This window comes from Bacillus sp. H1a, from assembly GCF_000633475.1.
GTDB classification, from domain to species: Bacteria; Bacillota; Bacilli; order Bacillales; family Bacillaceae_G; genus Bacillus_A; species Bacillus_A paramycoides.
Genome location: NZ_AYMH01000059.1, coordinates 1 through 23,154, shown reverse-complemented (window position 1 = coordinate 23,154; position 23,154 = coordinate 1). Strand labels below are relative to the sequence as shown.

The window sequence follows — 23,154 nt, the reverse complement described above, 5'->3', positions numbered from 1 at the left end:
CAGCTCTTTTTTATGCTTTATGTTGGGACAACATGTGTCGGTAAAATATTCATAATAGATTGCGTTGCATCTATCTTCTTTGTCGTTAAAAGAACTTCTTCTGTTGCATGTTCCTGAGCATCAGTGCACATGCCGAGGTGATAACGATCACCTAAAAATGGATCAATATAAAAACCGTTTTTAAATACTTTATCTTTCGGATGTTTTTCGTGGTGAATTTCAGAACAGTTAATGCAGTAGAACATAGCTTTCATCCCCTTTTCATTGTTGGTTAAAAAAATGAGTGGGTAGTCATTCCGCTCCTAAGGAAATGTTGAGGAGAAGAGAAATAACTACCTACCCAAATGGTGGGCGTATTCCTTCTGATTTCACATATCTCACGTATTGTCCACGAGGGAAGGAGGAGAGACGAAGTACAGGTGAGATAAGTTAGGCGCTTCGCTCGATATGAATGATGGAGTTTCATATTGAGCGAAGTTTTTATTTTTTATTGCCTTTGTGAGTATATTATGAAGGAATGGTGAGAGAGTGTTTGTCCTGTTGAAAAAATGTTGAGAATTTCTCAACAGTAAAAAGAGTCTTACTGTCTGTAAAAGTCCGATTGGTGTGGGCTAATAATCAGTGGGGGATGGACAAAACCTCACTGATTAAAGTTTCACTTTATTGACATGAAACTAAAAGGTGTTATATTATCTGGATACAACTAAAAGGTGTTATGTATTAATGCTGAATAAAGGAGAAATAAAATGGAACAACAAAATACATTAAACGACATTAAACAAACGGTTATTTTTAATGCATCTATTCAAAAAGTATGGGGTACAGTATCAACTGCAGAAGGAATTGCGTCATGGTTTATGCCAAATGATTTCGAACTAAAGGTAGGACATGAGTTTCATATACAATCACCTTTTGGGCCATCACCATGTAAAGTGTTAGAAATTGATGAACCGAATCGTTTATCTTTCTCATGGGATACAGATGGCTGGATCGTTTCGTTTATTTTGAAAGACTTAGGGGATAAAACAGAATTTACGTTAATTCACGGCGGTTGGAAACATCCTGATGAAATTCTTCCGAAAGCGAATGCAAAGAGCTCTATTATTCGCGACAGAATGAATGGTGGTTGGATAGCGATTGTAAATGAAAAACTGAAAAAGGTTGTTGAGGGCTAAGTGGCATCGTCGGCAGTAAAATACGATGTGTTTCAGGCAATTGCTGATCCAACCCGCCGAGAAGTATTACGGTTATTAAGTGATAAAGAGTTACCAATTTCAAAAATAACGGATCATTTTCCGATGAGCCGTACGGCTGTTGTGAAGCATCTGCATATTCTTTCAGAAGCGAATTTAGTGAGTGGAAGAAAGAGTGGAAGAGAAAAGATATATCGTTTGCAGCCGGAGCCGTTAGCGGAATTACAGCAGTGGCTCTCGTATTATGAACGATTTTGGGATAATAAATTGTCTATGCTTAAATATATTGTGGAGAATGAAGAATAGATTTTAACGCTCATATAAGGAAAGAGGATGACCGAAATGGTCATCCTCTTTATTATTGCTATTGCTCACTTGTTTGTTTAGCTGGCTTTAATAGGAGCCAAGCAATAATTAATGTTAATACCGCTAATGCGAAAGTGCTCATATAAATGACGTGTATACTTGAGGCTAATGCTTCTTGTGATTCAGTTACTACGTTTGCCGCAGATCCTCCATGTCCACCAGAAGATACGAGGTCAAGGTTTTTGATGCCACGTGCATGTATCATCGTATTGAAGACCATGCCGAAAATTGCAGCACCTAACGTTTGACTAAATGTATTAATGAATGTGTTTAAACCGACAGCTGTTCCGCGCGTATGAGCCGGTACAGCTGCTTGAATTGTTACCATGTAAATTGGTGTGACAAGTCCCATTCCTAAGCCGAATAATCCGACTGCAACATAAATAAGGAATGATGGTGAATCTGTTGATAATGTAAATAATAAGAATGAAGCAACTGATAAAATGCTAGCTCCAAGTAAAATGATTTGTTTTGTTTGTAACTTGCCAACTAAATTACCGGAGAACATAGCACCAAATGTCCACATAACAGGAATCGGCATTAAAATGATTCCAGCTTCTGTCGCATTTTTCCCTAATACACCTTGGCTCCAAATTGGAAGGTACACTGTAATACTAATAATCATTGCACCAGCAATAAGCGTTAATATGTTTATAGTAGATAATGTACGGTTAGAGAAAAGTGCTAGCGGAATTAATGGTTCCGGAGATTTTTTCTCGATGTATAAGAAAATAATGAATGACACAGCGGCAAAGATTAATAGGCCGATAATTGTAATGTCTCCCCAGTTTTGCTTACTGCTACCTGTTAATAGTGCATATAGTAAAGCAATTGTACTTAATGAGAAGACCGTTGCACCAAGGTAGTCAATATGTTGCTTAGAGGACTTAATAGATTCCTTATAAGAAGTGGCAATCATTAAGCAAGCGATAATTCCAAACGGAACGTTTAAGAAGAAGATATAGCGCCAAGAAAGGGAATCAACTAAAAATCCACCTACTAACGGTCCGATAACACCAGATACACCCCAAACGGCACTCATCCAGCCCTGTGCTTTCGCACGGTCTTTCGCTTCGCTATATAAGTCTCCAATAATCGTCATTGTAATCGGCATAACAGCCCCAGCCCCTATACCTTGAAGAGCACGGAAGAAGATTAATTGTTCCATTGATGTAACGACTCCGCAAAGTGCAGAACCGATTAAGAAGATTGTTGCTCCGATGAGCAAAACTTTTTTACGGCCGAATAAATCAGCTAGTTTTCCGTATATTGGAGTCGAAACAGCTGTTGCAAGCATATAGATTGCATATACCCAACTAACAAGTTCGACGCCTGACAAATCACTCGTTATACGAGGGATTGCTGTACTAACAATCGTTCCTTCTACCGCAGAAAGAAACGTCATTAGCATTAAAGACATCATGACTTTTTTTCTCATTTGTTTTCCCCTTACCCTTTTTCAAATATTCAACAATATAAAATATAAAGGTACTAAGCTATATAAAGCAACAAAAAAGAAACAGGAATTATAAGGATAGGAGATTTGTCGTTCCTTGTCGGAGTGCTTATATATTGAAAAAATCGCTAATAATTTTGAAAAAACGGTCGATATAATTTTATATGCTATTTTATTATTTCAACATATAAAAAAGAAACAGGAATCCCTGTTTCTTTTAGTATTGCATTTTCGCATTTTGCCCAGCTGTTGTTCCGGCGATTCTACCAGTAACAAGGGCAGATGTAATGTTATAGCCACCAGTATAACCGTGAATATCAAGAACTTCTCCGCAGAAATATAAACCGTTCGTGAATTTCGAAGACATTTCTTTCGGGTTAATTTCTTTAACGGATACACCTCCGCCAGTAACGAACGCTTTTTCAAGCGGCTGAGTACCATTTACATGAACGGTAAATTCTTTAAAGTCTTTCACAAGTGCACGAATCTTCTCATGAGAAATTTGTCCAGCTTGTTCGCTACCGTCAATTTCATTTTTTTCTAATAAGAATAGGAAGTAACGTTCAGGAACATAGCCTTTTAAAACGTTTTTAATTCCTTTTTTCGGATCTTCTTTCATTTGTTTCAGCATGCGTTGGAACAGCTGCTCACTATGTTCTTCTGGCAATGCATCGATACTCATTTGCACCGTGTTCGTTTTAAACTTCTTCATCGTTTTTATAACGAATTGGCTACAACGAAGAGCGGCAGGACCAGATAGGCCGAAGTGAGTGAAGAGCATGTCCATTTTATGAGAAATGACAGCTTTTCCTTTCGGGTTTAATACACTTAAGTTTACGTCGCGTAAAGCAAGACCTTGCAATGTACGGTCACGAATAAATGGTTCGTTTGAAAGGATTGGTACTTCTGTTGGGAAAAGCTCTGTAATTGTATGTCCGGCTTTTTCAGCCCATGCGTATCCGTCTCCAGTAGAACCGGTATGAGGAACAGATTTTCCGCCAACAGCGATAACGACGTGATTTGTTTCTAACACTTCACCTGTTTGCAATACAACTGCTTTCGTTTGACCGTTTTCATATTCAATCGTGTCAACAGGCGTATTCGTACGTATTTTCACACCTAAATCTTTTAATCGTGTTAAAAGTGCGTCTACAACAGATTGTGCTTTATTTGATACTGGGAACATGCGGCCATGATCCTCTTCTTTCAGTTTTACACCGAGATTTTCGAAGAATGTAATAATATCTTCATTACTGAAAATAGAAAAAGCGCTGTATAAGAAGCGACCATTTCCAGGTATATGTTTAACGATTTCATCAAGTGGTAGACGGTTCGTTACGTTACAACGACCACCACCAGAAATCGCAAGTTTACGTCCTAGTTTATTTCCTTTATCAAGAAGTAAGACATTTGCGCCTTCTTCAGCAGCACCGATTGCAGCCATTAGCCCTGAAGGACCGCCACCGATGACAATAACATCATAATGCATAATATATCGACCTCATTTTCTACATTTCCTGCCTAAAAGAATAGCATGTTTTCTCTTAAAAGAAAAATAGAGTGAAGTACTGCTTCAGGAGAGAATTGTGGTACAATACAAAAGTTAGAGTTCAGCGTTATCCCGTATTAACGGGCAGTAAGACTCCTATCCTAAGACTTAGCAGAAGCAAAGAAGTGAGTTTTGAAGCGGGAGGTCAACTGCCCGTAAAAGCCCGATTGGTTCAACTAATAATCAGTGGGGGTGAAGCCTGTCCACTGATTAAAGTTTCACTTTATATAAGAAGTAGGAGGATTTTTGTATGTCCGATTCAAAATTTCTGCGCGGAACGCTTATTGTGACGTTAGGGACATTTTTAGTAAAGTTCTTAGGCATGATTTACGTCTTTCCGTTTCATGCATTAGTAGGCACAGAAGGCGGAACGCTCTATACATATGGATATATTCCATATACGATATTTTTAAGTATTGCAACGGCAGGGGTGCCGCTTGCTGTTTCGAAGTTTGTTTCCAAATATAATGCACTTGGAGATTATAAAACGAGCCGGAGAATGTTCCGTTCGGGAATGGTTATGATGATAGTAACAGGAGTTCTTTCCTTCTTAGTACTGTACATGACCGCACCATTATTTGCAGAAGCAATGCTTGGTAAACAAAGTTTACAAAATAAGATAGAAGAAGTTACGACGATTATTCGCCTCGTAAGTTTTGCACTTATTGTTGTGCCGGCAGCAAGTTTGATTCGTGGTTATTTCCAAGGTCACCAATCGATGGGACCGACTACGGTTTCACAAATTATTGAGCAAATTATTCGTATCGTCTTTTTATTAGCGGGTAGTTTCATCGTTATTAAAGTACTTGGCGGTACAGTAGCAACTGCAGTTGGGGTTGCGACATTCGCTGCATTCGTTTCAGCAGTTGGAGCTCTCGGCGTATTAGTTTGGTACTGGCTAAAACGTAAAAAATATTTGGATCAATATTTAATTGAGCAAACTGTACCAGAATCGACAGTAAGTACCGTTCAATTGTTTAAAGAATTATTTGCGTATGCAATTCCTTACGTTGTAATTGGGTTAACAATTCCTTTATATCAACAAATTGATACATTGACATTTAACTCTATTATGCAGGCAATTGGTCAAGGGGATATCGCAGAGCGAGCACTTGGTATTTTCACGATGTGGACGCATAAATTAATTATGATCCCAGTATCACTTGCAACAGCGTTTAGTTTAACGCTCGTGCCAGCGATTACAAAGTCGTTTACTGAAAAGCAATACCGTTATTTAAAATTACAAATTACACAAACATTCCAGGCAAATATGTTTTTAACATTGCCAGCAGTTATCGGTATTTCTGCACTTGCATATCCGATTTACACTGCTTTTTACGATTCAGATCCACTAGGTGGACAAGTATTAATGTGGTATGCACCAGTCGCGCTATTGTTTGCTTTGTTCACGGTAACAGCGGCGATCCTACAAGGGATTAACCAGCAGAAACACGCGGTTATTGCGCTTGTGATGGGTGTTATTTTGAAATTTGTATGCAACGTAATCTTTATTCGTTATTTCGGTACAGTTGGGGCGATTTTAGCTACTGCAGCCGGCTTCTTAGCTTCCGTATGGTATACGAATAGACAAATCAAAAAACATGCAAACTATTCATTTGGTGTTGTATATAAGAGAACATTCCAAATTGCAGTATTAACACTTGTAATGGTTATTGCTGTAAAACTATCACAATGGCTTCTATCCTTCATGATTTCGCCTGATGGCCGTATTGGTGCTCTTATTACAGTTGCGATTTGTGCAGGTATTGGTGGCCTTGTTTACGGATTGTTAGCGATTCGCACAGGAGTACTAGAAAGAGTATTTGGTGGAGAAGCTTTAGACAAAATCCAACGTAAGCTTGGTAGTAGATTCAAAATAAAGTTGAAATCAAAAGGGGCGTAAATACGTCCCCTTTTCTTATGATAAATAAAGAAGGTGAAGAATATGAGATTAGATAAATTATTAGCGAATATGGGATACGGAAGTAGAAAAGAAGTAAAAAAATTATTGAAAGACGGCGTTGTGAAGATTGATGGAACGCCAGCGAAAGATGCGAAGTTTCATGTGAATGTAGAAGAGCAAGAAGTTATGATTCACGGTGAAGTTGTGGAATATAAAGAGTTTGTTTATTTAATGATGCATAAACCACAAGGTGTTATTTCAGCGACGGAAGATGATAATCATGAAACAGTAATAGATTTATTAGAATTAGAAGATGCGATTTTTGATCCATTCCCGGTTGGAAGACTTGATATTGATACAGAAGGTTTCTTATTAATAACAAATGATGGGAAGCTAACGCATCAATTATTATCGCCGAAAAAGCACGTGCCGAAAAAATATTATGCACACGTTTCAGGCGTTGTAACGGAAGATGATATAAAAGAGTTTGCAAAAGGTGTTATTTTAGATGATGGCTATGAAACGAAGCCAGGCGAACTTACAATTTTAAAAAGCGATGATATTTCGGAAATCGAGCTCGTTATTACAGAGGGAAAATTCCATCAAGTGAAGCGCATGTTTGAAGCGGTAGGGAAAAAAGTAGTTTACTTAAAGAGAACAGAGATGGGACCTTTAGTGTTGGATGAAGAGCTAGAACTTGGACAGTATCGTGAATTGACAGATGAAGAAGTAGAAATGTTAAAGACGTATCAAGTAGATAACGAAAAATAATGCCGATTTTAAGGCGCAGAAAAAACCCCTTTCTAATTATATAGAAAGGGGTATGTATTTATTTTACATACAATTGTTTTCGTTATGAGGTCATTCTCACTTTCTTTCCTGTTGTTGTCCACTTACCGCGGCAAGGGCTATACACGAGTTCATTAAACTGCAACACATTTAGATCACGTTGTATCGTTCGCGGTGTGATCCCGAACTCATCTACAAGGTCTTTCGTCGTTACCGTTCCGTTTTCATTGATGTACATATAAATTGATTTAATGCGTGTTAGCATACGAGTAGTTGTAGGTTTCAAGAGAAAACCACTCCTCTACTAGTTTTTTTGACCCCATTCAGGAAAGAAGGTCGTTACTACCATTGTACTCTACATGACAAAATTCATGCCTTAACTTACTTAAATTTTACAAAAGTTTAACAAATATTCATATAGAAAAATATTGGTAGTTGACATTGTATGTCTGGTCAGTCAACTAACTCATAAATTTCTACGTAAAACGCCAAATTCCTGCAAATTTTTTTGAAAAAATAAAAGAAAAACTAATAAGAAATATCAGAAATATTACAATTGTTCGTTATTAGGTTTCGGTATATGGCATAAGAGATTTTGGTTTGCTATGATAAAAGAGAGAATATAGAAGGAGGATGGATGCGTGATGTCAACGATTAATTGGACAGAAGAAGTTACAAAGCGAAAAGATGATTTAATTCGTGATACACAACAATTTTTACAAATTAAAAGTGTATGGGAAGAAGAATCTGCGAAAGAGGGCGCACCATTTGGTGAAGGTGTAGAAAAAGCCTTATCTTTCATGTTACATAAAGGAGAAACTGAAGGTTTCGCTTCGAAAAATTTAGAAGGATATGCAGGCCATCTTGAAATGGGACAAGGAGAAGAGTTAGTAGGTATTCTTTGTCACGTTGATGTTGTACCAGAAGGAGACGGCTGGACAACTCCTGCGTATAGTGCTGATATTCGCGACGGGAAGATTTTTGCACGTGGTGCAATTGATGATAAAGGGCCGACGATGGCAGCTTATTACGCAATGAAGATTGTAAAAGAATTAGGATTGCCTCTTTCAAAACGTGTTCGAATGATTTTAGGAACAGATGAGGAAAGTAATTGGAAGTGTGTAGATCATTATTTTAAAAATGAAGAAATGCCAACGATCGGTTTTGCGCCGGATGCAGATTTTCCAATTATTAATGCCGAAAAAGGAATTTCTGATATACAAGTTGTGCAAAATGGTAGCGAAGAGAAAGGCGGCGCATATAAGCTTATTTCATTTGAGTCAGGCCGTCGTTTAAATATGGTTCCTGATTTTGCAGAAGCAGTGATTACAGGAGAAGATGTAAATGCACTTACAGTAGCATATGAAGAGTATTTACAAACTGCTAAGAAAATAGGCAAAGCAATTGTAGAAGGAAATACGATAACGTTGCAAGTTAAAGGAGTTTCAGCTCACGGATCTACTCCAGAAAAGGGAGAAAATGCAGGTTTGTTATTGGCAAACTTCTTAACGACAGTTTCTCTTGATGGAAAAGCGACTTCATTTGCATCGTTTGTAACAGAAACATTTACAGGCGATATTCTTGGAGAAAAAGCTGGTATTTCTTATAAAGACGATATTAGTGGCCCGCTAACAGTGAATGTTGGCCGTCTTTCTTACACGAAAGAAAACGGTGGTAATTTAGGATTGAATGTGCGCTATCCAGTTACGACTAACTTTGAAGAAACGATTGAAAAGTTAAAAGGGTATGCCCATAATCACGGATTTGAAGTAGCGGATTATTCAAATTCTCGCCCGCATCACGTTGATAAAGATCATGTATTAATTCGTACTTTACAGCGCGTGTATGAAGAACAAACTGGTGAAAAGGCCGAATTGTTAGCGATTGGTGGCGGTACTTATGCTCGTTCATTGAAAGCTGGCGTTGCATTTGGTCCGTTATTCCCAGGAAAAGAAGAACTTGCTCATCAAAAAGACGAGTACATTGAAATTGAAGATTTATTAAAAGCAACAGCAATTTATGCTCAAGCGATTTATGAATTAGCAAAATGAAGGATGTTGTAATTATGACCGCTCTCTAATTTAGAGAGCGGCTTCTTTTTAGCTGAATGAGATAAGAAAGAAAAGCAACAATATAAAGAAGGAGAAGATGTACATGGAGCCACATTATTTTGTCGCAATTACTTTACCAAATCATATAAAAGAAGTGCTCTCTAATTATAAAGAGGACATGAAGGAGGAATTACCATTTCGCTCGTGGGTACATAAGGAAGACTATCATATTACCCTTTCTTTTTTAGGGAGTGCGACAGAGGAACAGTTAGAAGGAATAAAGAATGGATTACAAACACTTATAGAAAAAAAGGAACTATCTTTCACATTACAAGGATTTTCAACGTTTGGCAGAGAAGACGAGCCTCGTATTTTTTGGGCGAAGGTAAGTGAGAATCACGATTTGTTTCAGTTACAAAAGCAAGTGCATGCTATTTGTGAAGGGAATGGGTTTTCTTTAGAAACACGTTCGTATCATCCGCACATTACCGTTGCCCGTAAATGGGTAGGAGAAGAAAAGTTTGACTTAGAAAATATAAAAGAAGTGGCTGAAATATCATTTCAAGTGGATACGGTTACTTTATACGAATCTCACGTGAAGGAAACACCGAAGTATAAAGCGATTGCTGAAATAAAATTACAAAAATAGAATGTATGAAAACGTTTTTTATACAGGTGAATATACTATAGAGAATAATGGAGTTACTGTATAGAGTCTTGCTGATAAGAAAAGCCTTATCATTTGCTGATCGTAAAGGCCCAATTGGTGGGGGCTAATAATGAGTGGAGGATGAATCCCTTCCTCATTAAGGTTTCACTTTATTTTAATTTTGAGGATGATGGTGATTTTTTATGTTGAAAGTAAAACGTCCATTTGATGCTTATTTAGATGAAATGAATAAAATTACAATTTTGCTCCCACATGCGTATGGAACAAGTCGGACATTTCGTTTACAAGAAGGAAACAATGTGAAAGATTTACCGATTGCTCATACTATCGCACTTCCGGATGCAACGAAGTATGAGTGCTTTATAGAAGAGCCGCTAGATGTGGGGAAGTATTATACAGTACGAGATGAACGGAACGAAGAAACAGATTTACAAATAGGTGCTGTGATTCGAACAGCGATTTTCGATGAGAAGTATTATTACGAAGGTACAGACTTAGGTGCTGTGTATCAAAAAGAAGCAACAACATTTAAAGTGTGGGCTCCAACTGCGAGGCTTGCAAAAGTAAGAATTTATAAAAGTGATAAAGAATATACCGATCATGAAATGTACAGGGAAGAAAACGGAGTTTGGATTCAGACATTACAAGGCGATTTAGACGGAGCGCAATATACATTTCTTGTTTGTATTAATTTAATATGGAATGAAGCGGTAGATCCATACGCAAAGTCAGTGACTGTAAATGGGAAATATGGCGTTGTTATCGATTTGGAAAAGACAAATGTAACAAAACGAGAACAATTACCACCATTACAGTCAATGACAGATGCCATATTGTATGAACTGCATATTCGTGATGCTACTATGCATCCAAATAGTGGAGTGCATAAAAAAGGGACATATACAGGGTTGATGGAAGAGGGAACGACGGGACGAAATGGAACGTTAACGGGATTATCTCATATAAAAGATTTAGGTGTTACACATGTTGAACTATTGCCTTTATATTGTTTCGGTGGCATAGATGAGGCGAATCCTTCCTCCGCATATAATTGGGGTTACAATCCATTATATTACAATGCTCCAACAGGATTTTATGCTACAGACCTTTCCAATCCGTATAACAGGATAGTAGAGTGTAAACAACTTATTGAAACATTTCATGCACACGGCATCCGAGTTGTTGTAGATGTTGTATATAACCACATATATGAAAGAGAGACATCTTCATTTGAAAAATTGGTGCCAGGATATTATTTCAGGCACGGTAAGGATGGTATGCCGTCTAATGGGACGGGAGTTGGAAATGATATAGCATCTGAACGGAGAATGATGAGGAAATTTATTATAGAGTCTGTTTTATACTGGCTTACAGAATACAATGTTGATGGGTTCCGATTTGATTTAATGGGAATTTTAGATGTTGAAACGCTGAATGTGGTAGAAAAAGAAGTACGAAAAATAAAGCGTGATGCGCTGTTATTAGGAGAAGGATGGGATTTACAAACACCGCTTCCTCTTGAGGAAAAAGCTACGTTAAATAATGCAAATAAAATGCCGCATATCGCGCAGTTCAATGATCAATTTCGTGATGGGATAAAAGGAAGTACTTTTAATATAAATAAACGCGGCTTTGCATTTGGTGGGCATGTAGACTGTAATCATTTGCAGTATATAGTAGGTGGTAGTCTTTTAAGTGTGAAAGAAACAGGGTTGTTTCTAGAGCCAGTGCAAAGCATCAATTATGTAGAATGTCATGACAATATGACGATGTGGGATAAACTAGTGCGTAGCAATCAAGAATCAGAAGAAATTTTGAAAAAGCGTCATCGTTTAGCAACCGCAATGGTTATCCTTTCACAAGGAATTCCTTTCTTGCATGCCGGGCAAGAATTCTATCGTACTAAGAACGGAAATGAAAATAGTTATAATGCCACTGATGAAATTAATCGATTAGATTGGGATCAAAAAGAGAAAGAGATGGAGACAGTTAATTATATAAAAGGGTTAATTGCGATTCGGAAGGAGCATGGGGCATTTCGATTACAAAATGCTGACCTCATAAAAAAGTATATGACTTTTTTACAAACATCCACAGAAGTCCTTGCATACCATTTACAACACGTAGAATCTTTTGGGCCATGGAAAGAGATTATCGTTTTATTCAATAGTAGTTTGCAACCTGAAATGGTCCAACTCCCTAAAGAAGAAACGTGGCATGTGTTAGTAGACGAAAAACAAGCAAAAGTACAGCCAATTTCTTCATTTAGAGGAAAGGAACTTCAAATGGCTCCAACTAGCACGTATATATTGACGATAATGTGACAAATCGCTACTTGACGATGAGAATGTAATAAATGTAGAATTGACAAAGGTGACGATTTTGAGAAGTTGTCATTCTACGAGTGGTTTTGTAAAATAAACTAGAAGAGTAGGCGATTTGTCCTACTTTCGGCTTATGCCAAGTTTTCTTTTCATTCAACTACAGTAAAATATATATGAACCCACAACATGTGTAGAAATGTTGCGGTTTTTCTTTTCATAACTATAAAAGATAAGGATTTGTTAACGGGTAATGAATATGGAATGGTTGGAACAATTATTAGGAAAAGAGTGGAGTCTTATACCGGCTGGTGGAGTAACGGGCGATGCATATATTGCGCAAAACGGACAACAAAAGTTATTTTTAAAGCGGAATACATCGCCCTTTTTAGCGGTATTGTCAGCAGAAGGAATTGTTCCAAAACTACTTTGGACAAGAAGGGTAACGAATGGTGATGTAATTTCCGCTCAAAAATGGCTTCCGGGACAGAAGCTAGAGCCGGAGGATATGAAACTAGAACGTGTTGCGAAACTTTTGAAGAAAATACACTCTTCTAAAGCACTTGTGCAGATGATTCAACGGCTTGGTAAGCAGCCGCTTCATGCACAAGAGTTATTACAACAATTACAGCTTGTTTTAAGAGGAGATATAAGAGTCGATGAGACAATTCAACAAGGTCTTCAATATTTAACTGAGTCATTAAAAGATATTGAGTACGATGAATTCGTTGTATGCCATTGTGATGTAAACCATAACAATTGGATATTGTCGGATGAAGATGAATTGTTTTTAATTGATTGGGATGGAGCTGTGATTGCTGACCCAGCTTTAGACCTTGGTATGTTATTATATTGGTATGTTCCGCGCCATGAATGGAGTGAGTGGCTCGGATATTACGATGTTGAACTGGATGAATCATTGCTTAGGCGTATGAGATGGTATGTTATAGCACAAACGATTTTATCTATTCAATGGCACACAACAAAAAAGCAGCAAGCAGAAGCTAAATATTGGCACCAATATTTACAGCAACTACTTGCTTCAGAATAAAGTATTAAGAAAAATTGTCCATTCCAGCAATCCACTGAGTAAGTTGTTCTTGATTATTGGAAATATGGTTGTCCAAATTAGAGGAAGATTTACCCGATTGACTATAAGAATATACATCGTTTAGCATTGCTTTAGCGTCACTACTTATACTATCGTTTGCGAGTAACGATTGAATGAGGCGCTCTAATTGCTCGCATTCAGAAACTGTCCCGCAGCAATCACTTTGATGGTTGATTAAAATATCTTTTAACACTTCTAATTGATGCTGTTGATTAATTGGCATGAACGGATCATCCTTTCGATTGTTGTTCTCTTTGGAACATGTAGGAGAAAAAGCTGCTCGTCATGGAGTAGTTAATCATTGGCTAACGAAACATCGGAGTTTCGTTTAATGCTGTATGTAGTTTTTATCAAAATGGTACATCTTATACTTGAAAGAAACGGACCGAGTGCTCGTACGTACTTGGTTTTTTGTTTGATAGATTGATTAAAACAGACAGAAGGAATCATTCCTTTAAAATAGTTTTGTAAAGAGAGGGAGACATCTATGCGTTTAAGACATAAACCTTATGCAATGGATCGAATTAATGAGTATTCACATATCGTAATTGGAAACCCAGAAGAGCGAGCTGGTAACTGGAAAGAAGTATTTGGAAATGAACAACCAATTCATATTGAAGTAGGTACAGGTCGTGGTCGCTTTATGTATGATATGGCAAAAGCAAATCCGCATATTAACTATATCGGAATTGAAAAATTCACAAGTGTCGTTGTAGATGCGCTTGATAAATTGATTGAAGAAGAATTACCAAACTTAAAGTTAATTAATAAAGATGCTGAAGATTTAACAGTTTTCTTTGCGAAAGGTGAAATTGACCGCGTTTATTTAAACTTCTCAGATCCATGGCCGAAGAATCGTCATACGAAGCGTCGTTTAACATATAAAACATTTTTACGCAATTACGAAGAAGTGTTAGTAGAGGGCGGAGAAATTCATTTCAAAACTGATAACCAAGGTTTATTTGAATATTCTCTTATGAGTATGGCTGAGTATGGTATGTTATTAACTTACCTTAGCCTAGATCTTCATAATAGTGATTATGAAGGAAACATTATGACAGAGTACGAAGAGAAATTCTCTAGTAAAGGTCATCGTATTTATCGAGTGGAAGCGAAATATCGTACGGAGCCTGTGCAGTAATGCATAGGTTTTTTATATGAAAAATAATCAGAATCTTGTGTTAAAATTAAAAGGAAAAGGGGGATGGAAGATGGAACAGTTACAAATTGGAAATATAAAAGTGACATGGCTAAAAGGCGGGAATACACATTTAGATGGAGGTGCAATGTTTGGAGTTGTGCCGAAAGTACTTTGGTCACGTAAATATAAACATAATGATACAAATCATATTTATTTACGAACAGATCCGTTACTCTTGCAAACGAAAGAAGGAAACATGCTTATTGATTCAGGGATAGGGAACGGTAAATTGAATGAGAAAATGAAGCGAAATCAAGGTGTAACAGAAGAATCATCGGTTTATGAATCTTTAGAAAAGCTCGGACTAAAGCCTGAGGATATTCATTACGTTTTAATGACGCACCTTCATTTTGATCATGCATCTGGTTTAACAAAATGGGAGGAAAATCATCTTGTTCCGGCGTTTCCGAATGCAACGATTTATGTAAGTGAAACTGAGTGGAATGAAATGAGAAATCCGAATATTAGATCGCGTAATACATATTGGAAGGAAAATTGGGAGCCAATCGTAGATAAAGTTGTTACCTTTCAGCAAGAAATAGAAATTACGGATGAAATAAAGATGGCGCATACGGGTGGTCATAGTGATGGACATGCCGTTATCGTTCTTGAAAGCCAGGGAGAAACGATGCTTCATTTAGCGGACATTTTACCAACGCATGCACATCAAAATGTATTATGGGTAATGGCATATGATGATTATCCGATGAAATCAATAGAACATAAGCAAAAGTGGATGAAATATGGTGCTGAAAAAGAGGCGTGGTTTACTTTTTATCATGATGCATTTTACCGTGCAGTAAAGTGGAATGAGGAAGGGCATATCGTAGAAAAGATAGAGAGAAAAACAAGTATAGAAGCATAATAAGAGGAGGTTGTCCAAAAATGTCAGTTGGAACAGCCTCCTCTTATTATTGATCGCTATTATTGTCAGCTTTTGTCGGTAAATCGATATAATTTAAAAATCGCCGATATATTTGGAGTTGCGATCGATATATTCGAAAAATCGCCGATATAATTTCAATTACTATCGTACCTTTTTCGAAAAAAAGAGGTTCACCTAATGGGAAACCTCTTTTTTATGCTGCTATAACCTCTAAAACAGTACCTGTTTTAGCATCAACTAAAAATTCAAATCGTTCTTGTATATCATCTAACATTGTTGTAAGACCACCGCGATAAACTTCATACGCGACATCATATTTTTCAAACGTCTCTGGAACCATATGTACCCAAGAGCCAGTAATTTCACCTTTATGACTTAATGCTTGTTTCACCATTTTCAATGCTTTTTCTGAAGAAATATGGGATTGTTCTTGTACTTTGTTTGCAACGAAATAACCAGCTGCGAATCCAACGCCAAGACCTGCTACTAAACCTTTCCAGCTCATATATTCACCTCAATTCTATAAAATAAAAATAGTGTACCAATAATAATTATAATGCAAACGCAACTAAAAAAGAAGAAACTAGAAACATTTCGAAAATTTCGTTACAATAAAAGAGGTATTCTACTAAGGTTTGAAAGAAGGGGACTTCGTGAATAAAGAGACATTACAATTATTTCGTACGTTAACAGAATTACAAGGTGCGTCAGGCTTTGAACATGATGTACGCCGTTTTATGAAGCAAGAATTAAGTAAATATGCGGATGAAATTGTTCAAGATGGTTTAGGTAGCGTATTTGGTCTGAAAAAAGGGGACGAAACTGGACCACGCGTTCTTGTAGCAGGTCATATGGATGAAGTAGGTTTCATGGTTACGCAAATTACGAAAAATGGGATGCTTCGTTTTCAAACGTTAGGTGGCTGGTGGAGCCAAGTACTATTAGCTCAGCGTGTACAAGTTATGACGAAAAATGGTCCTGTTGTTGGGGTTGTTGGTTCAATTCCTCCGCATTTATTAAGTGATGCGCAACGTGCAAAACCAATGGATATAAAAAATATGTTAATTGATATAGGTGCAGATAGTTATGAAGATGCGATTGAAATTGGTGTAAAACCAGGACAACAAATCGTGCCAATCTGCCCGTTTACGCCGATGGCAAATGAGAAGAAAATTATGGCGAAAGCTTGGGACAACCGTTACGGATGTGGCCTTACAATTGAATTATTAAAAGAATTAAAAGATGAAACATTACCAAACACATTATACTCTGGTGCTACTGTACAAGAAGAAGTAGGCCTTCGCGGAGCACAAACTGCTGCAAATATGATCCAACCAGATATTTTCTATGCACTTGATGCAAGTCCAGCAAATGACGCATCTGGTGATAAGACGCAGTTCGGTCAATTAGGAAAAGGAGCTCTTCTTCGTATTTATGATCGCACGATGGTAACGCATAGAGGAATGCGTGAATTTATTTTAGATACAGCAGAAACTCATAATATTCCGTACCAATATTTTATTTCACAAGGTGGTACAGATGCGGGCCGTGTACATACAAGTAACTCCGGTATCCCATCAGCAGTAATTGGTGTTTGTGCCCGCTATATTCATACACATGCTTCGATTTTGCATGTTGATGATTATGCAGCTGCGAAGGAATTAATTACGAAGCTTGTGAGAGCGACGGATAAAACGACATTAGAGACGATTAAGAATAACGCATAGAAGAAAGGGCTAAAAGCTCTTTCTTTTTTTAGGTAGGAGAGATGACCCATCGATGTGAGGGAGCGGTTAGTGCCTAATTGGTACTCGAGCGATGTATAAACCCCAGGTATGAAGAGAGAGTAAGCCTGTTTTAATGTTAGGGGCCGGGAATGATTTTGGAAAAGTTCTTTCTTTTTTTGGTGAATAGATGACCCATTGATGGGTGGTAGCGGTCAGTGCTTAAGTGGTGCTCGAATGATGTATTAAGACCGCGGATAGGAAAAGAGAGTAAGGCTGTTTTTGTGTTCGGAGCTGAAAATATAGTGGAAAGCTATCTTTTTTTATAGGTAGAGGGGATATCTCGGCTGTGTGTAGTAGCGGTCAATTCCTAATTGGTGCTTGTACTACGTATAAAGAGTGGTTTTATTAAGGTAAAATGATGAATTTTTATAGAGGTGAACGAAATGAAGGTAGTAGTTGGATCGAAGAATAAGACGAAGGTTGGGGCTGTGGAGAAGGTTTGGACAGATGTGACGGTTATGTCCCTTTCTGTTCCGTCAGGAGTATCAGCTCAGCCATTTTCAGATGAAGAAACGATGCAAGGGGCGATTAATAGAGCGAAGCGAGCGCTGCAGGAAGGTAAAGCTCATATCGGTATTGGACTCGAAGGCGGCGTTATGAAAACGGAGCATGGGTTATTTATGTGTAACTGGGGTGCCTTAGCGACGATTGACGGTAAAACATTTGTTGCGGGCGGGGCACGTATTAAGTTACCAGATGATTTTTTAGCATCTCTTGAAGAAGGAAAAGAGCTAAGTGAAGTGATGGAAGAGTTTGTGCAGCGAAAAGATATTCGTAGTCACGAAGGTGCCATCGGTATTTTTACAGATGATTATGTAGACCGAACGGAATTATTTGTACACGTTGTTAAGTTACTAGTTGGGCAATATAAGTATGATGAAAAGCAAGCATAAACCTTGCACCGTGCGCGATGTATGGTAGTATAAAGAAAAGATTATAGTGTGAAAAAAGTGCACTCGTTAGAGGAGGAAATATAGATGAAATCATTAGAAAGCATGGAACAATTCCAAGAATTAAAAAATGAAGAGAATGTAGTCTTCATGTTCTCAGCAGAATGGTGCCCGGATTGCCGTTTCGTTGATCCATTTATGCCAGAAGTGGAAGAGAAGTATAGCGATTTCTCATTTTACTATGTAGATCGTGACGAGTTTATTGATCTATGCGTGAAATTAGACGTATTTGGCATTCCGAGCTTTGTAGCGTACAATAAAGGGGAAGAAACTGGACGCTATGTAAACAAAGACCGTAAAACACAAGAGCAAATCGAAGAGTTTATTGAAGGTTTAAAATAAAACAATTAGCCAATTGAATTGTAAAAACAACCTCTACCTTCGCGGGGGAGGTTATTTTTTTGGAAGGGAGGAAAAAGAGATGAAGATGACAAGTAAAAAGATGAAAGACGAGTTAATGAAGAAATTATCTCGACCAGAATGGGACTTTCATTATGATAGCGAGAAAGAAGTTCTTCGTATTGAACAAAAAGACTCGAAAAAAGGTATTAACGTATCACTGCCAGGAGTAGTGGCAAAATGGGAAGTGAACAAAGAAAAAGCGATTGAAGAGGTCGCTTATTACGTACAAGAAGCGCTAATTGCAATGCATAAAGAAGAAAATAGCACGGCAAAAATTTTACCTGTTATTCGCTCTACTTCTTTCCCAAAACAAGCAGAAGAAGGAAATCCGTTTATTATGACGGATCATACGGCGGAAACACGTATTTACTATGCACTAGATTCTAATAAAACGTATCGACTAATTGATGAGCGTTTATTACAAAAATTAGAACTTACAGAGCAACAAGTACGTGAAATGGCATTATTTAATGCTCGCTCATTAGGTTATGAATTTAAACAGGATACAGTAGCCGGTAATACATTCTACTTTTTAAACACAAATGATGGGTATGATGCGAGTCGTATTTTAAACGAATCGTTACTACAATCGATGCGTGAAAAAATCTCTGGTGATATGGTTGTTGCTGTTCCTCACCAAGATGTATTAATTATTGCTGATATCGTCAACGAAATCGGTTATGATATTATTGCACAAATGACGATGAAATTTTTTGCCGAAGGGCATGTTCCGATTACATCACTTTCATTCGTATATGAAGATGGAGACTTCGAACCAATCTTTATTTTAGCGAAGAATCGGAAGAAGACAGATGGAAAAGAGAAAGGATGAACGAAGTGAACGTTTTTTACAACCTTGAAGGAATTGGTGACACTTTAATTGTTATCTTACAAGATATTACTTTAGAAAACCGTACATTTGACCGCAAAGGAGATGTTGCTCGTGTTTATGACCGTGAAAGCAATGTAACAGCAGGCTTTAACATCTTTAATGCATCTTCTTATGTAGAAGTAACAGACAAAGGAAACGTTACATTAACGAAAGAATTTGTTGAAAAAATTAACGGAATTTTAGCGAAGAACGGCTTTGAAGAGAAAGTAGAAGCAGATTTCACGCCGAAATTTGTTGTAGGTTATGTAGCTGAAAAAGAAAAGCATCCAAATGCTGATAAATTAAACATTTGTACAGTAGAAATTGGCACAGAAACATTACAAATCGTATGTGGTGCACCAAACGTTGATGCAGGACAAAAAGTTGTTGTTGCAAAAATCGGTGCTGTAATGCCAAGTGGTATGTTAATTAAACCTGCTGAGCTTCGTGGTGTTCCTTCTTCAGGAATGATTTGCTCTGCACGTGAGTTAGAGCTTCCAGACGCTCCACAAGAAAAAGGTATTCTTGTATTAGAAGATAGCTTTGAAGTTGGACAAGAATTTAAGTTTTAATTGATGTAATAAAAGAGAGGGTGTCCTTTTGGGATAGCCTCTCTTTTATTGTTTTTGTGAACTTTTGTCTGTAATTCGATATTCCTTGTCGAATCGTTGATATATTGTAAGTTACGATAGATATATTTGGAAAATTGTTAATGTAATTTCAAGATGGTATAAGAGAAAGTAAGGATGTCACCTAGTCGGAAATTCGACTGATGGGACATCCTTATTTTATTTGTAACTTTTTTCTTAAAATCCATATTGTATTTTATAAACAATCTAGTTAAAATTTAGAAAAATAGAAGGGGATAGACGTATGAAACAACAACTAAAAGTAGCAGAACTTCTGAAACGAATTGAAATTTCAAAACAACAAGATATTGAATTGGGGTCCTATGAAATATATGTATTTAGTGAAAATGAATTAGAAGAAGGACAAATTGGTTATCGGTATGATAAACATAAAAATTCATTAATAAGTAAAGAAAGTGGAAAATGGCAAGAAGGATGGATTGTTATTGGATATGAAACGGATATGGGAGATCCTATTTTCGTTAATGTGGATGAGGATACTTATCCAGTTTATACGGCAGAGCGCGGTACAGAAACGTGGCAACCTATTCATCTCGGGAATATGGATGAGGTTATAAAAAATCTATAAGAAAATGCTTTGAGTCCGGTGCAAAGTGATAGGGGAGAAAAATGAAGTATATAAAAATAATGTGTGCTATTGCAGTCATTGGAATATATATGGGAGGTTGTTCACAAGAACAACTGCAAAAAGAAACAACATCTTCTGTACAAGAAAAAAGCAAAGATAACAAGGAAGACGCACCGGTAGAAAAGCAGCAGGAAGAAGAAAAGAAAGAAGAGCCACAATCTATTCAAACGAGTGAACAAGCAGAGCCTAGGCAGGAGGAAGTGCCGGCCCAAGAAAAGAAAGAAGAAGTCCTACCTACGCAGCAAACTGAGCACCCAGCGCAAAATAATGAGAAAAAAGTAGAGAGTAATGAGAAACAAGGAAAGTTTCTCGTTGTAATTGATCCAGGGCATCAACAAAAAGCGAATTTAAATTTAGAACCGATTGGCCCAGGAGCAACTACGCAGAAATATAAAGTAACAGATGGAACGACAGGGATTGTAACGAAAAAGAGGGAATCAGTTCTTGTATTAGAAATGGCTTTTATATTGAAAGAAAAACTGGAAGCAAAAGGTATACAAGTATTGATGACGAGAACGTCACATGAGGTTGATATAAGTAATAAGGAACGAGCGACATTCGCGAATGATCATAAGGCGAATTTATTTTTACGTCTTCACGCGGATGGTTCTGAAAATTCAAATCAAAGTGGATTTGCTGTATTGACGCCAGCAGAAGGAAATCAATATACGAAAGAAATCTATGCCGAAAGTCTTCAAATCTCTCAAACAATTGTAAATAAAATGAGGGAAAATCATCAGGTGAAAGTAAATGGAATTAAATTTCGAGATGACCTTTCTGGATTTAATTGGTCGAAAGTGCCTGGAGTACTATTAGAACTCGGATTTATGTCAAACCCAGAAGAAGACCAAAAATTATCTGACCCACAGTATGTAAATTCTTTATTACAAAGCGTGACGGATAGTGTAGATGAATATCGAAAAAATAAAGCTTAAACTGCAGCCTTATATGAAAGGTTGCTTTTTTCTATATGCAAAACACTCGTAAATTAGAATATTATGGATAAATCTAATATGCTTAATTTTACCTGCACTTTTTGCCGAATGCTGATACAATAAAGGATGTTACTATTTAGTAGAAAGAGTGGTAAGCATGTTAGATTGGATGAAAAAGCTGTTTAACAAAGAGGAAGAAAAAACAGCGATGAATAAAGAAGTACCGGAACAAATTGAAAGTCAGCCGAAAATTCCTCGTGTAAACCACTACACTGAAGCAAGAGAAGCACAAATGGCAAGTCGGAATGCAGGGAAATGCCGTTTTCCATTAATACCAGACAATGGCTTCGATGAGGAGGATGTAAGAGAATTACCCCGCTTTGAAGAACAATCTGTTCAAAGAGGAACATATGAAGAACAACCTACTCAAAGAGGAATAAAAGTGGAAAGAAGCAGACGACCATATGTGGAAAAAGCAGTCCCTACATATGAAGAACCGGAAGTGCAATATGAACAGGAACGAGAGCCTGTCGTAAAAAGAGCATCTGTACCGTCACAAGAAAGTAACCGTAGACCATTTCGTCCAACAGAAATGATTTCTCCGATTTATGGATACAATCGTCCTTCAGTAGAAACGAAGGTTGTACAGGAGGAAGAAGAGGAAAGAGAAGATCTTGAAATATCCGTTGAAGGAAAAGCTGTCGTTGACGCATGGTTAGAGAAAAAGGGATATACATTATCCGACTTTTCGAGGGTTCTACAAGGGAGTTCATCCGTTAAGAACGAAGTGAACGAACGAAGTAATAAAGTAGAAGAAAAATCGGTTGTGGATGCATGGTTGGAGAAAAACGGTTATGAAGTTGAACGTCAAGCCCCTTCATTAGAAGAAAGCCAGAGTGATGATCAGCTTCATAAAACAGTAGGACAGCATATGGAAAAAGAGGCTACAACGGTACAAGCCTTGAAGCAGGAGCAAGATGTAGTGGCGTTATCATCTACAGAAGGTAACGAAGAAACTTTACAAGAAGAATCAGTAGGTTCTAAAGTAGAGCACGTGGATTCGATATTAACAGAAGAAAATGAATGTAATACAGAAATAGAAGAAACTGTTGTTGAAGTTGTAGCAAATCAAGTCGAAGAAGAGTCCTTAGAAGATGCAGTGATTGTAAAAGCAGATGAAAAGCTTGAAGAAACGATCATTGTAGAAATACCAGATGCTTCTGAAGCAGAATTGGCAGAATCTAAAGAAGAAGCCCAGGCTGTGGGATTAGAAGAATCTGAGGAAGAAGCAGAAGTTGCGGAATTAGAAGAATCTAAGGAAGAAGCAGAAGTTGCGGAATTCGAGGAATCTAAGGAAGAAGCAGAAGTTACGGAATTCGAGGAATCTAAGGAAGAAGCAGGAGCTGTGGAATTCGAGGAATCTAAGGAAGAAGCA

Annotated in this window: 23 protein-coding genes and 1 pseudogene; 18 read left to right on the top strand and 6 right to left on the bottom strand. The window is 37.4% G+C overall.

What is annotated here, in order from left to right; genetic code table 11:
* Positions 1 to 17: 17 nt before the first annotated feature.
* On the bottom strand, positions 18 to 245 hold the full coding sequence (locus tag U860_RS0124685; RefSeq protein ID WP_025150612.1) for a DUF3973 domain-containing protein: 228 nt from the start codon (positions 243 to 245) through the stop codon (positions 18 to 20).
* Positions 246 to 746: 501 nt separating this feature from the next.
* Here U860_RS0124685 and U860_RS0124680 point away from each other — a divergent pair.
* A complete protein-coding gene (locus tag U860_RS0124680; RefSeq protein ID WP_025150611.1) occupies positions 747 to 1,175 on the top strand; it encodes an SRPBCC domain-containing protein in 429 nt (142 codons plus the stop codon).
* Entirely contained in the window at positions 1,176 to 1,499 is a 324-nt protein-coding gene (locus U860_RS0124675) for a metalloregulator ArsR/SmtB family transcription factor (RefSeq protein WP_002173835.1), read from the top strand. It abuts the gene before it with no gap.
* A gap of 58 nt (positions 1,500 to 1,557) precedes the next feature.
* On the opposite strand, the gene U860_RS0124670 is transcribed toward U860_RS0124675, so the two are convergent.
* Together U860_RS0124670 and U860_RS0124665 are read right to left on the bottom strand one after the other, a co-directional pair.
* On the bottom strand, positions 1,558 to 2,997 hold the full coding sequence (locus U860_RS0124670; RefSeq protein WP_025150610.1) for an MDR family MFS transporter: 1,440 nt from the start codon (positions 2,995 to 2,997) through the stop codon (positions 1,558 to 1,560).
* A 235-nt stretch (positions 2,998 to 3,232) separates the two neighbouring features.
* Positions 3,233 to 4,504, bottom strand: coding sequence for an NAD(P)/FAD-dependent oxidoreductase (locus U860_RS0124665; protein ID WP_025150609.1), 1,272 nt, complete (start codon positions 4,502 to 4,504; stop codon positions 3,233 to 3,235).
* Positions 4,505 to 4,814: 310 nt separating this feature from the next.
* Here U860_RS0124665 and U860_RS0124660 point away from each other — a divergent pair, with 310 nt between their 5' ends.
* Together U860_RS0124660 and U860_RS0124655 are read left to right on the top strand one after the other, a co-directional pair.
* On the top strand, positions 4,815 to 6,467 hold the full coding sequence (locus tag U860_RS0124660; protein WP_025150608.1) for a polysaccharide biosynthesis protein: 1,653 nt from the start codon (positions 4,815 to 4,817) through the stop codon (positions 6,465 to 6,467).
* Positions 6,468 to 6,509: 42 nt separating this feature from the next.
* Entirely contained in the window at positions 6,510 to 7,238 is a 729-nt protein-coding gene (locus U860_RS0124655; RefSeq protein WP_025150607.1) for a pseudouridine synthase, read from the top strand.
* Between the two features lie 82 nt (positions 7,239 to 7,320).
* Here U860_RS0124655 and U860_RS0124650 read toward each other — a convergent pair whose 3' ends face one another.
* Positions 7,321 to 7,542, bottom strand: coding sequence for a DeoR family transcriptional regulator (locus U860_RS0124650; protein ID WP_000805512.1), 222 nt, complete (start codon positions 7,540 to 7,542; stop codon positions 7,321 to 7,323).
* Between the two features lie 358 nt (positions 7,543 to 7,900).
* On the opposite strand from U860_RS0124650, the gene pepV reads away from it, so the two are divergent.
* The 4 genes from pepV (at position 7,901) to U860_RS0124630 (ending at position 13,349) form a co-directional block, all read left to right on the top strand.
* The gene (gene pepV / locus U860_RS0124645; RefSeq protein ID WP_002173830.1) at positions 7,901 to 9,307 is read left to right on the top strand and encodes a dipeptidase PepV; all 1,407 of its coding nucleotides are present in this window, start codon (positions 7,901 to 7,903) and stop codon (positions 9,305 to 9,307) included.
* A 103-nt stretch (positions 9,308 to 9,410) separates the two neighbouring features.
* Positions 9,411 to 9,956 (top strand): RNA 2',3'-cyclic phosphodiesterase, encoded by a 546-nt coding sequence (gene thpR / locus U860_RS0124640; RefSeq protein ID WP_025150606.1) that lies wholly within the window; start codon positions 9,411 to 9,413, stop codon positions 9,954 to 9,956.
* 203 nt (positions 9,957 to 10,159) lie between these two features.
* Complete coding sequence (gene pulA / locus U860_RS0124635; RefSeq protein ID WP_025150605.1) at positions 10,160 to 12,301, top strand: type I pullulanase; 2,142 nt, start codon at positions 10,160 to 10,162, stop codon at positions 12,299 to 12,301.
* 250 nt (positions 12,302 to 12,551) lie between these two features.
* A complete protein-coding gene (locus U860_RS0124630) occupies positions 12,552 to 13,349 on the top strand; it encodes a phosphotransferase family protein (RefSeq protein WP_002077574.1) in 798 nt (265 codons plus the stop codon).
* A gap of 4 nt (positions 13,350 to 13,353) precedes the next feature.
* On the opposite strand, the gene U860_RS0124625 is transcribed toward U860_RS0124630, so the two are convergent.
* Entirely contained in the window at positions 13,354 to 13,632 is a 279-nt protein-coding gene (locus tag U860_RS0124625) for a YtzH-like family protein (protein WP_002112336.1), read from the bottom strand.
* A 264-nt stretch (positions 13,633 to 13,896) separates the two neighbouring features.
* Between U860_RS0124625 and trmB the strand changes: the two genes are divergently transcribed.
* Both trmB and U860_RS0124615 read left to right on the top strand, forming a co-directional pair.
* Positions 13,897 to 14,550, top strand: a complete 654-nt coding sequence (trmB, locus tag U860_RS0124620; RefSeq protein WP_025150604.1) for a tRNA (guanosine(46)-N7)-methyltransferase TrmB — start codon at positions 13,897 to 13,899, stop codon at positions 14,548 to 14,550.
* 70 nt (positions 14,551 to 14,620) lie between these two features.
* Positions 14,621 to 15,475, top strand: coding sequence for an MBL fold metallo-hydrolase (locus U860_RS0124615; RefSeq protein WP_025150603.1), 855 nt, complete (start codon positions 14,621 to 14,623; stop codon positions 15,473 to 15,475).
* Between the two features lie 214 nt (positions 15,476 to 15,689).
* On the opposite strand, the gene U860_RS0124610 is transcribed toward U860_RS0124615, so the two are convergent.
* Positions 15,690 to 16,001, bottom strand: a complete 312-nt coding sequence (locus tag U860_RS0124610; protein WP_000118537.1) for a PepSY domain-containing protein — start codon at positions 15,999 to 16,001, stop codon at positions 15,690 to 15,692.
* Positions 16,002 to 16,149: 148 nt separating this feature from the next.
* Here U860_RS0124610 and U860_RS0124605 point away from each other — a divergent pair, with 148 nt between their 5' ends.
* From U860_RS0124605 to U860_RS0124570, 8 genes and pseudogenes are all read left to right on the top strand, one after another.
* A complete protein-coding gene (locus tag U860_RS0124605; RefSeq protein WP_025150602.1) occupies positions 16,150 to 17,223 on the top strand; it encodes a M42 family metallopeptidase in 1,074 nt (357 codons plus the stop codon).
* A gap of 443 nt (positions 17,224 to 17,666) precedes the next feature.
* Positions 17,667 to 18,176, top strand: a complete 510-nt coding sequence (locus U860_RS0124600) for a DUF84 family protein (protein WP_025150601.1) — start codon at positions 17,667 to 17,669, stop codon at positions 18,174 to 18,176.
* Positions 18,177 to 18,260: 84 nt separating this feature from the next.
* The gene (locus U860_RS0124595) at positions 18,261 to 18,575 is read left to right on the top strand and encodes a thioredoxin family protein (RefSeq protein WP_000838192.1); all 315 of its coding nucleotides are present in this window, start codon (positions 18,261 to 18,263) and stop codon (positions 18,573 to 18,575) included.
* A gap of 79 nt (positions 18,576 to 18,654) precedes the next feature.
* Positions 18,655 to 19,467, top strand: coding sequence for a DUF1444 domain-containing protein (locus U860_RS0124590; protein ID WP_025150600.1), 813 nt, complete (start codon positions 18,655 to 18,657; stop codon positions 19,465 to 19,467).
* Positions 19,464 to 20,078: a YtpR family tRNA-binding protein gene (ytpR, locus tag U860_RS0124585; RefSeq protein ID WP_025150599.1), complete on the top strand. Its 615-nt coding sequence runs from the start codon at positions 19,464 to 19,466 to the stop codon at positions 20,076 to 20,078. The genes U860_RS0124590 and ytpR overlap by 4 nt, the downstream gene beginning before the upstream one ends.
* A gap of 301 nt (positions 20,079 to 20,379) precedes the next feature.
* A complete protein-coding gene (locus tag U860_RS0124580) occupies positions 20,380 to 20,724 on the top strand; it encodes a hypothetical protein (protein WP_025150598.1) in 345 nt (114 codons plus the stop codon).
* 41 nt (positions 20,725 to 20,765) lie between these two features.
* Positions 20,766 to 21,719, top strand: coding sequence for an N-acetylmuramoyl-L-alanine amidase (locus tag U860_RS0124575; protein ID WP_025150597.1), 954 nt, complete (start codon positions 20,766 to 20,768; stop codon positions 21,717 to 21,719).
* Between the two features lie 157 nt (positions 21,720 to 21,876).
* Positions 21,877 to 23,154: pseudogene (locus U860_RS0124570) on the top strand (DNA translocase FtsK); the annotation flags it as partial.

What these genes read in the sequence shown, in the direction of transcription:
- thpR (WP_025150606.1), top strand. Translation starts at nt 9,411, where the DNA reads ATGGAGCCACATTATTTTGTCGCAATTACTTTACCAAATCATATAAAA.
- pepV (WP_002173830.1), top strand. Translation starts at nt 7,901, where the DNA reads ATGTCAACGATTAATTGGACAGAAGAAGTTACAAAGCGAAAAGATGAT.
- U860_RS0124630 (WP_002077574.1), top strand. Translation starts at nt 12,552, where the DNA reads ATGAATATGGAATGGTTGGAACAATTATTAGGAAAAGAGTGGAGTCTT.
- U860_RS0124685 (WP_025150612.1), bottom strand. Translation starts at nt 245, where the DNA reads ATGTTCTACTGCATTAACTGTTCTGAAATTCACCACGAAAAACATCCG.
- U860_RS0124590 (WP_025150600.1), top strand. Translation starts at nt 18,655, where the DNA reads ATGAAGATGACAAGTAAAAAGATGAAAGACGAGTTAATGAAGAAATTA.
- U860_RS0124580 (WP_025150598.1), top strand. Translation starts at nt 20,380, where the DNA reads ATGAAACAACAACTAAAAGTAGCAGAACTTCTGAAACGAATTGAAATT.
- pulA (WP_025150605.1), top strand. Translation starts at nt 10,160, where the DNA reads ATGTTGAAAGTAAAACGTCCATTTGATGCTTATTTAGATGAAATGAAT.
- U860_RS0124575 (WP_025150597.1), top strand. Translation starts at nt 20,766, where the DNA reads ATGAAGTATATAAAAATAATGTGTGCTATTGCAGTCATTGGAATATAT.
- U860_RS0124670 (WP_025150610.1), bottom strand. Translation starts at nt 2,997, where the DNA reads ATGAGAAAAAAAGTCATGATGTCTTTAATGCTAATGACGTTTCTTTCT.
- U860_RS0124655 (WP_025150607.1), top strand. Translation starts at nt 6,510, where the DNA reads ATGAGATTAGATAAATTATTAGCGAATATGGGATACGGAAGTAGAAAA.
- U860_RS0124665 (WP_025150609.1), bottom strand. Translation starts at nt 4,504, where the DNA reads ATGCATTATGATGTTATTGTCATCGGTGGCGGTCCTTCAGGGCTAATG.
- U860_RS0124610 (WP_000118537.1), bottom strand. Translation starts at nt 16,001, where the DNA reads ATGAGCTGGAAAGGTTTAGTAGCAGGTCTTGGCGTTGGATTCGCAGCT.
- U860_RS0124680 (WP_025150611.1), top strand. Translation starts at nt 747, where the DNA reads ATGGAACAACAAAATACATTAAACGACATTAAACAAACGGTTATTTTT.
- U860_RS0124660 (WP_025150608.1), top strand. Translation starts at nt 4,815, where the DNA reads ATGTCCGATTCAAAATTTCTGCGCGGAACGCTTATTGTGACGTTAGGG.
- U860_RS0124595 (WP_000838192.1), top strand. Translation starts at nt 18,261, where the DNA reads ATGAAATCATTAGAAAGCATGGAACAATTCCAAGAATTAAAAAATGAA.
- trmB (WP_025150604.1), top strand. Translation starts at nt 13,897, where the DNA reads ATGCGTTTAAGACATAAACCTTATGCAATGGATCGAATTAATGAGTAT.
- U860_RS0124615 (WP_025150603.1), top strand. Translation starts at nt 14,621, where the DNA reads ATGGAACAGTTACAAATTGGAAATATAAAAGTGACATGGCTAAAAGGC.
- ytpR (WP_025150599.1), top strand. Translation starts at nt 19,464, where the DNA reads ATGAACGAAGTGAACGTTTTTTACAACCTTGAAGGAATTGGTGACACT.
- U860_RS0124600 (WP_025150601.1), top strand. Translation starts at nt 17,667, where the DNA reads ATGAAGGTAGTAGTTGGATCGAAGAATAAGACGAAGGTTGGGGCTGTG.
- U860_RS0124625 (WP_002112336.1), bottom strand. Translation starts at nt 13,632, where the DNA reads ATGCCAATTAATCAACAGCATCAATTAGAAGTGTTAAAAGATATTTTA.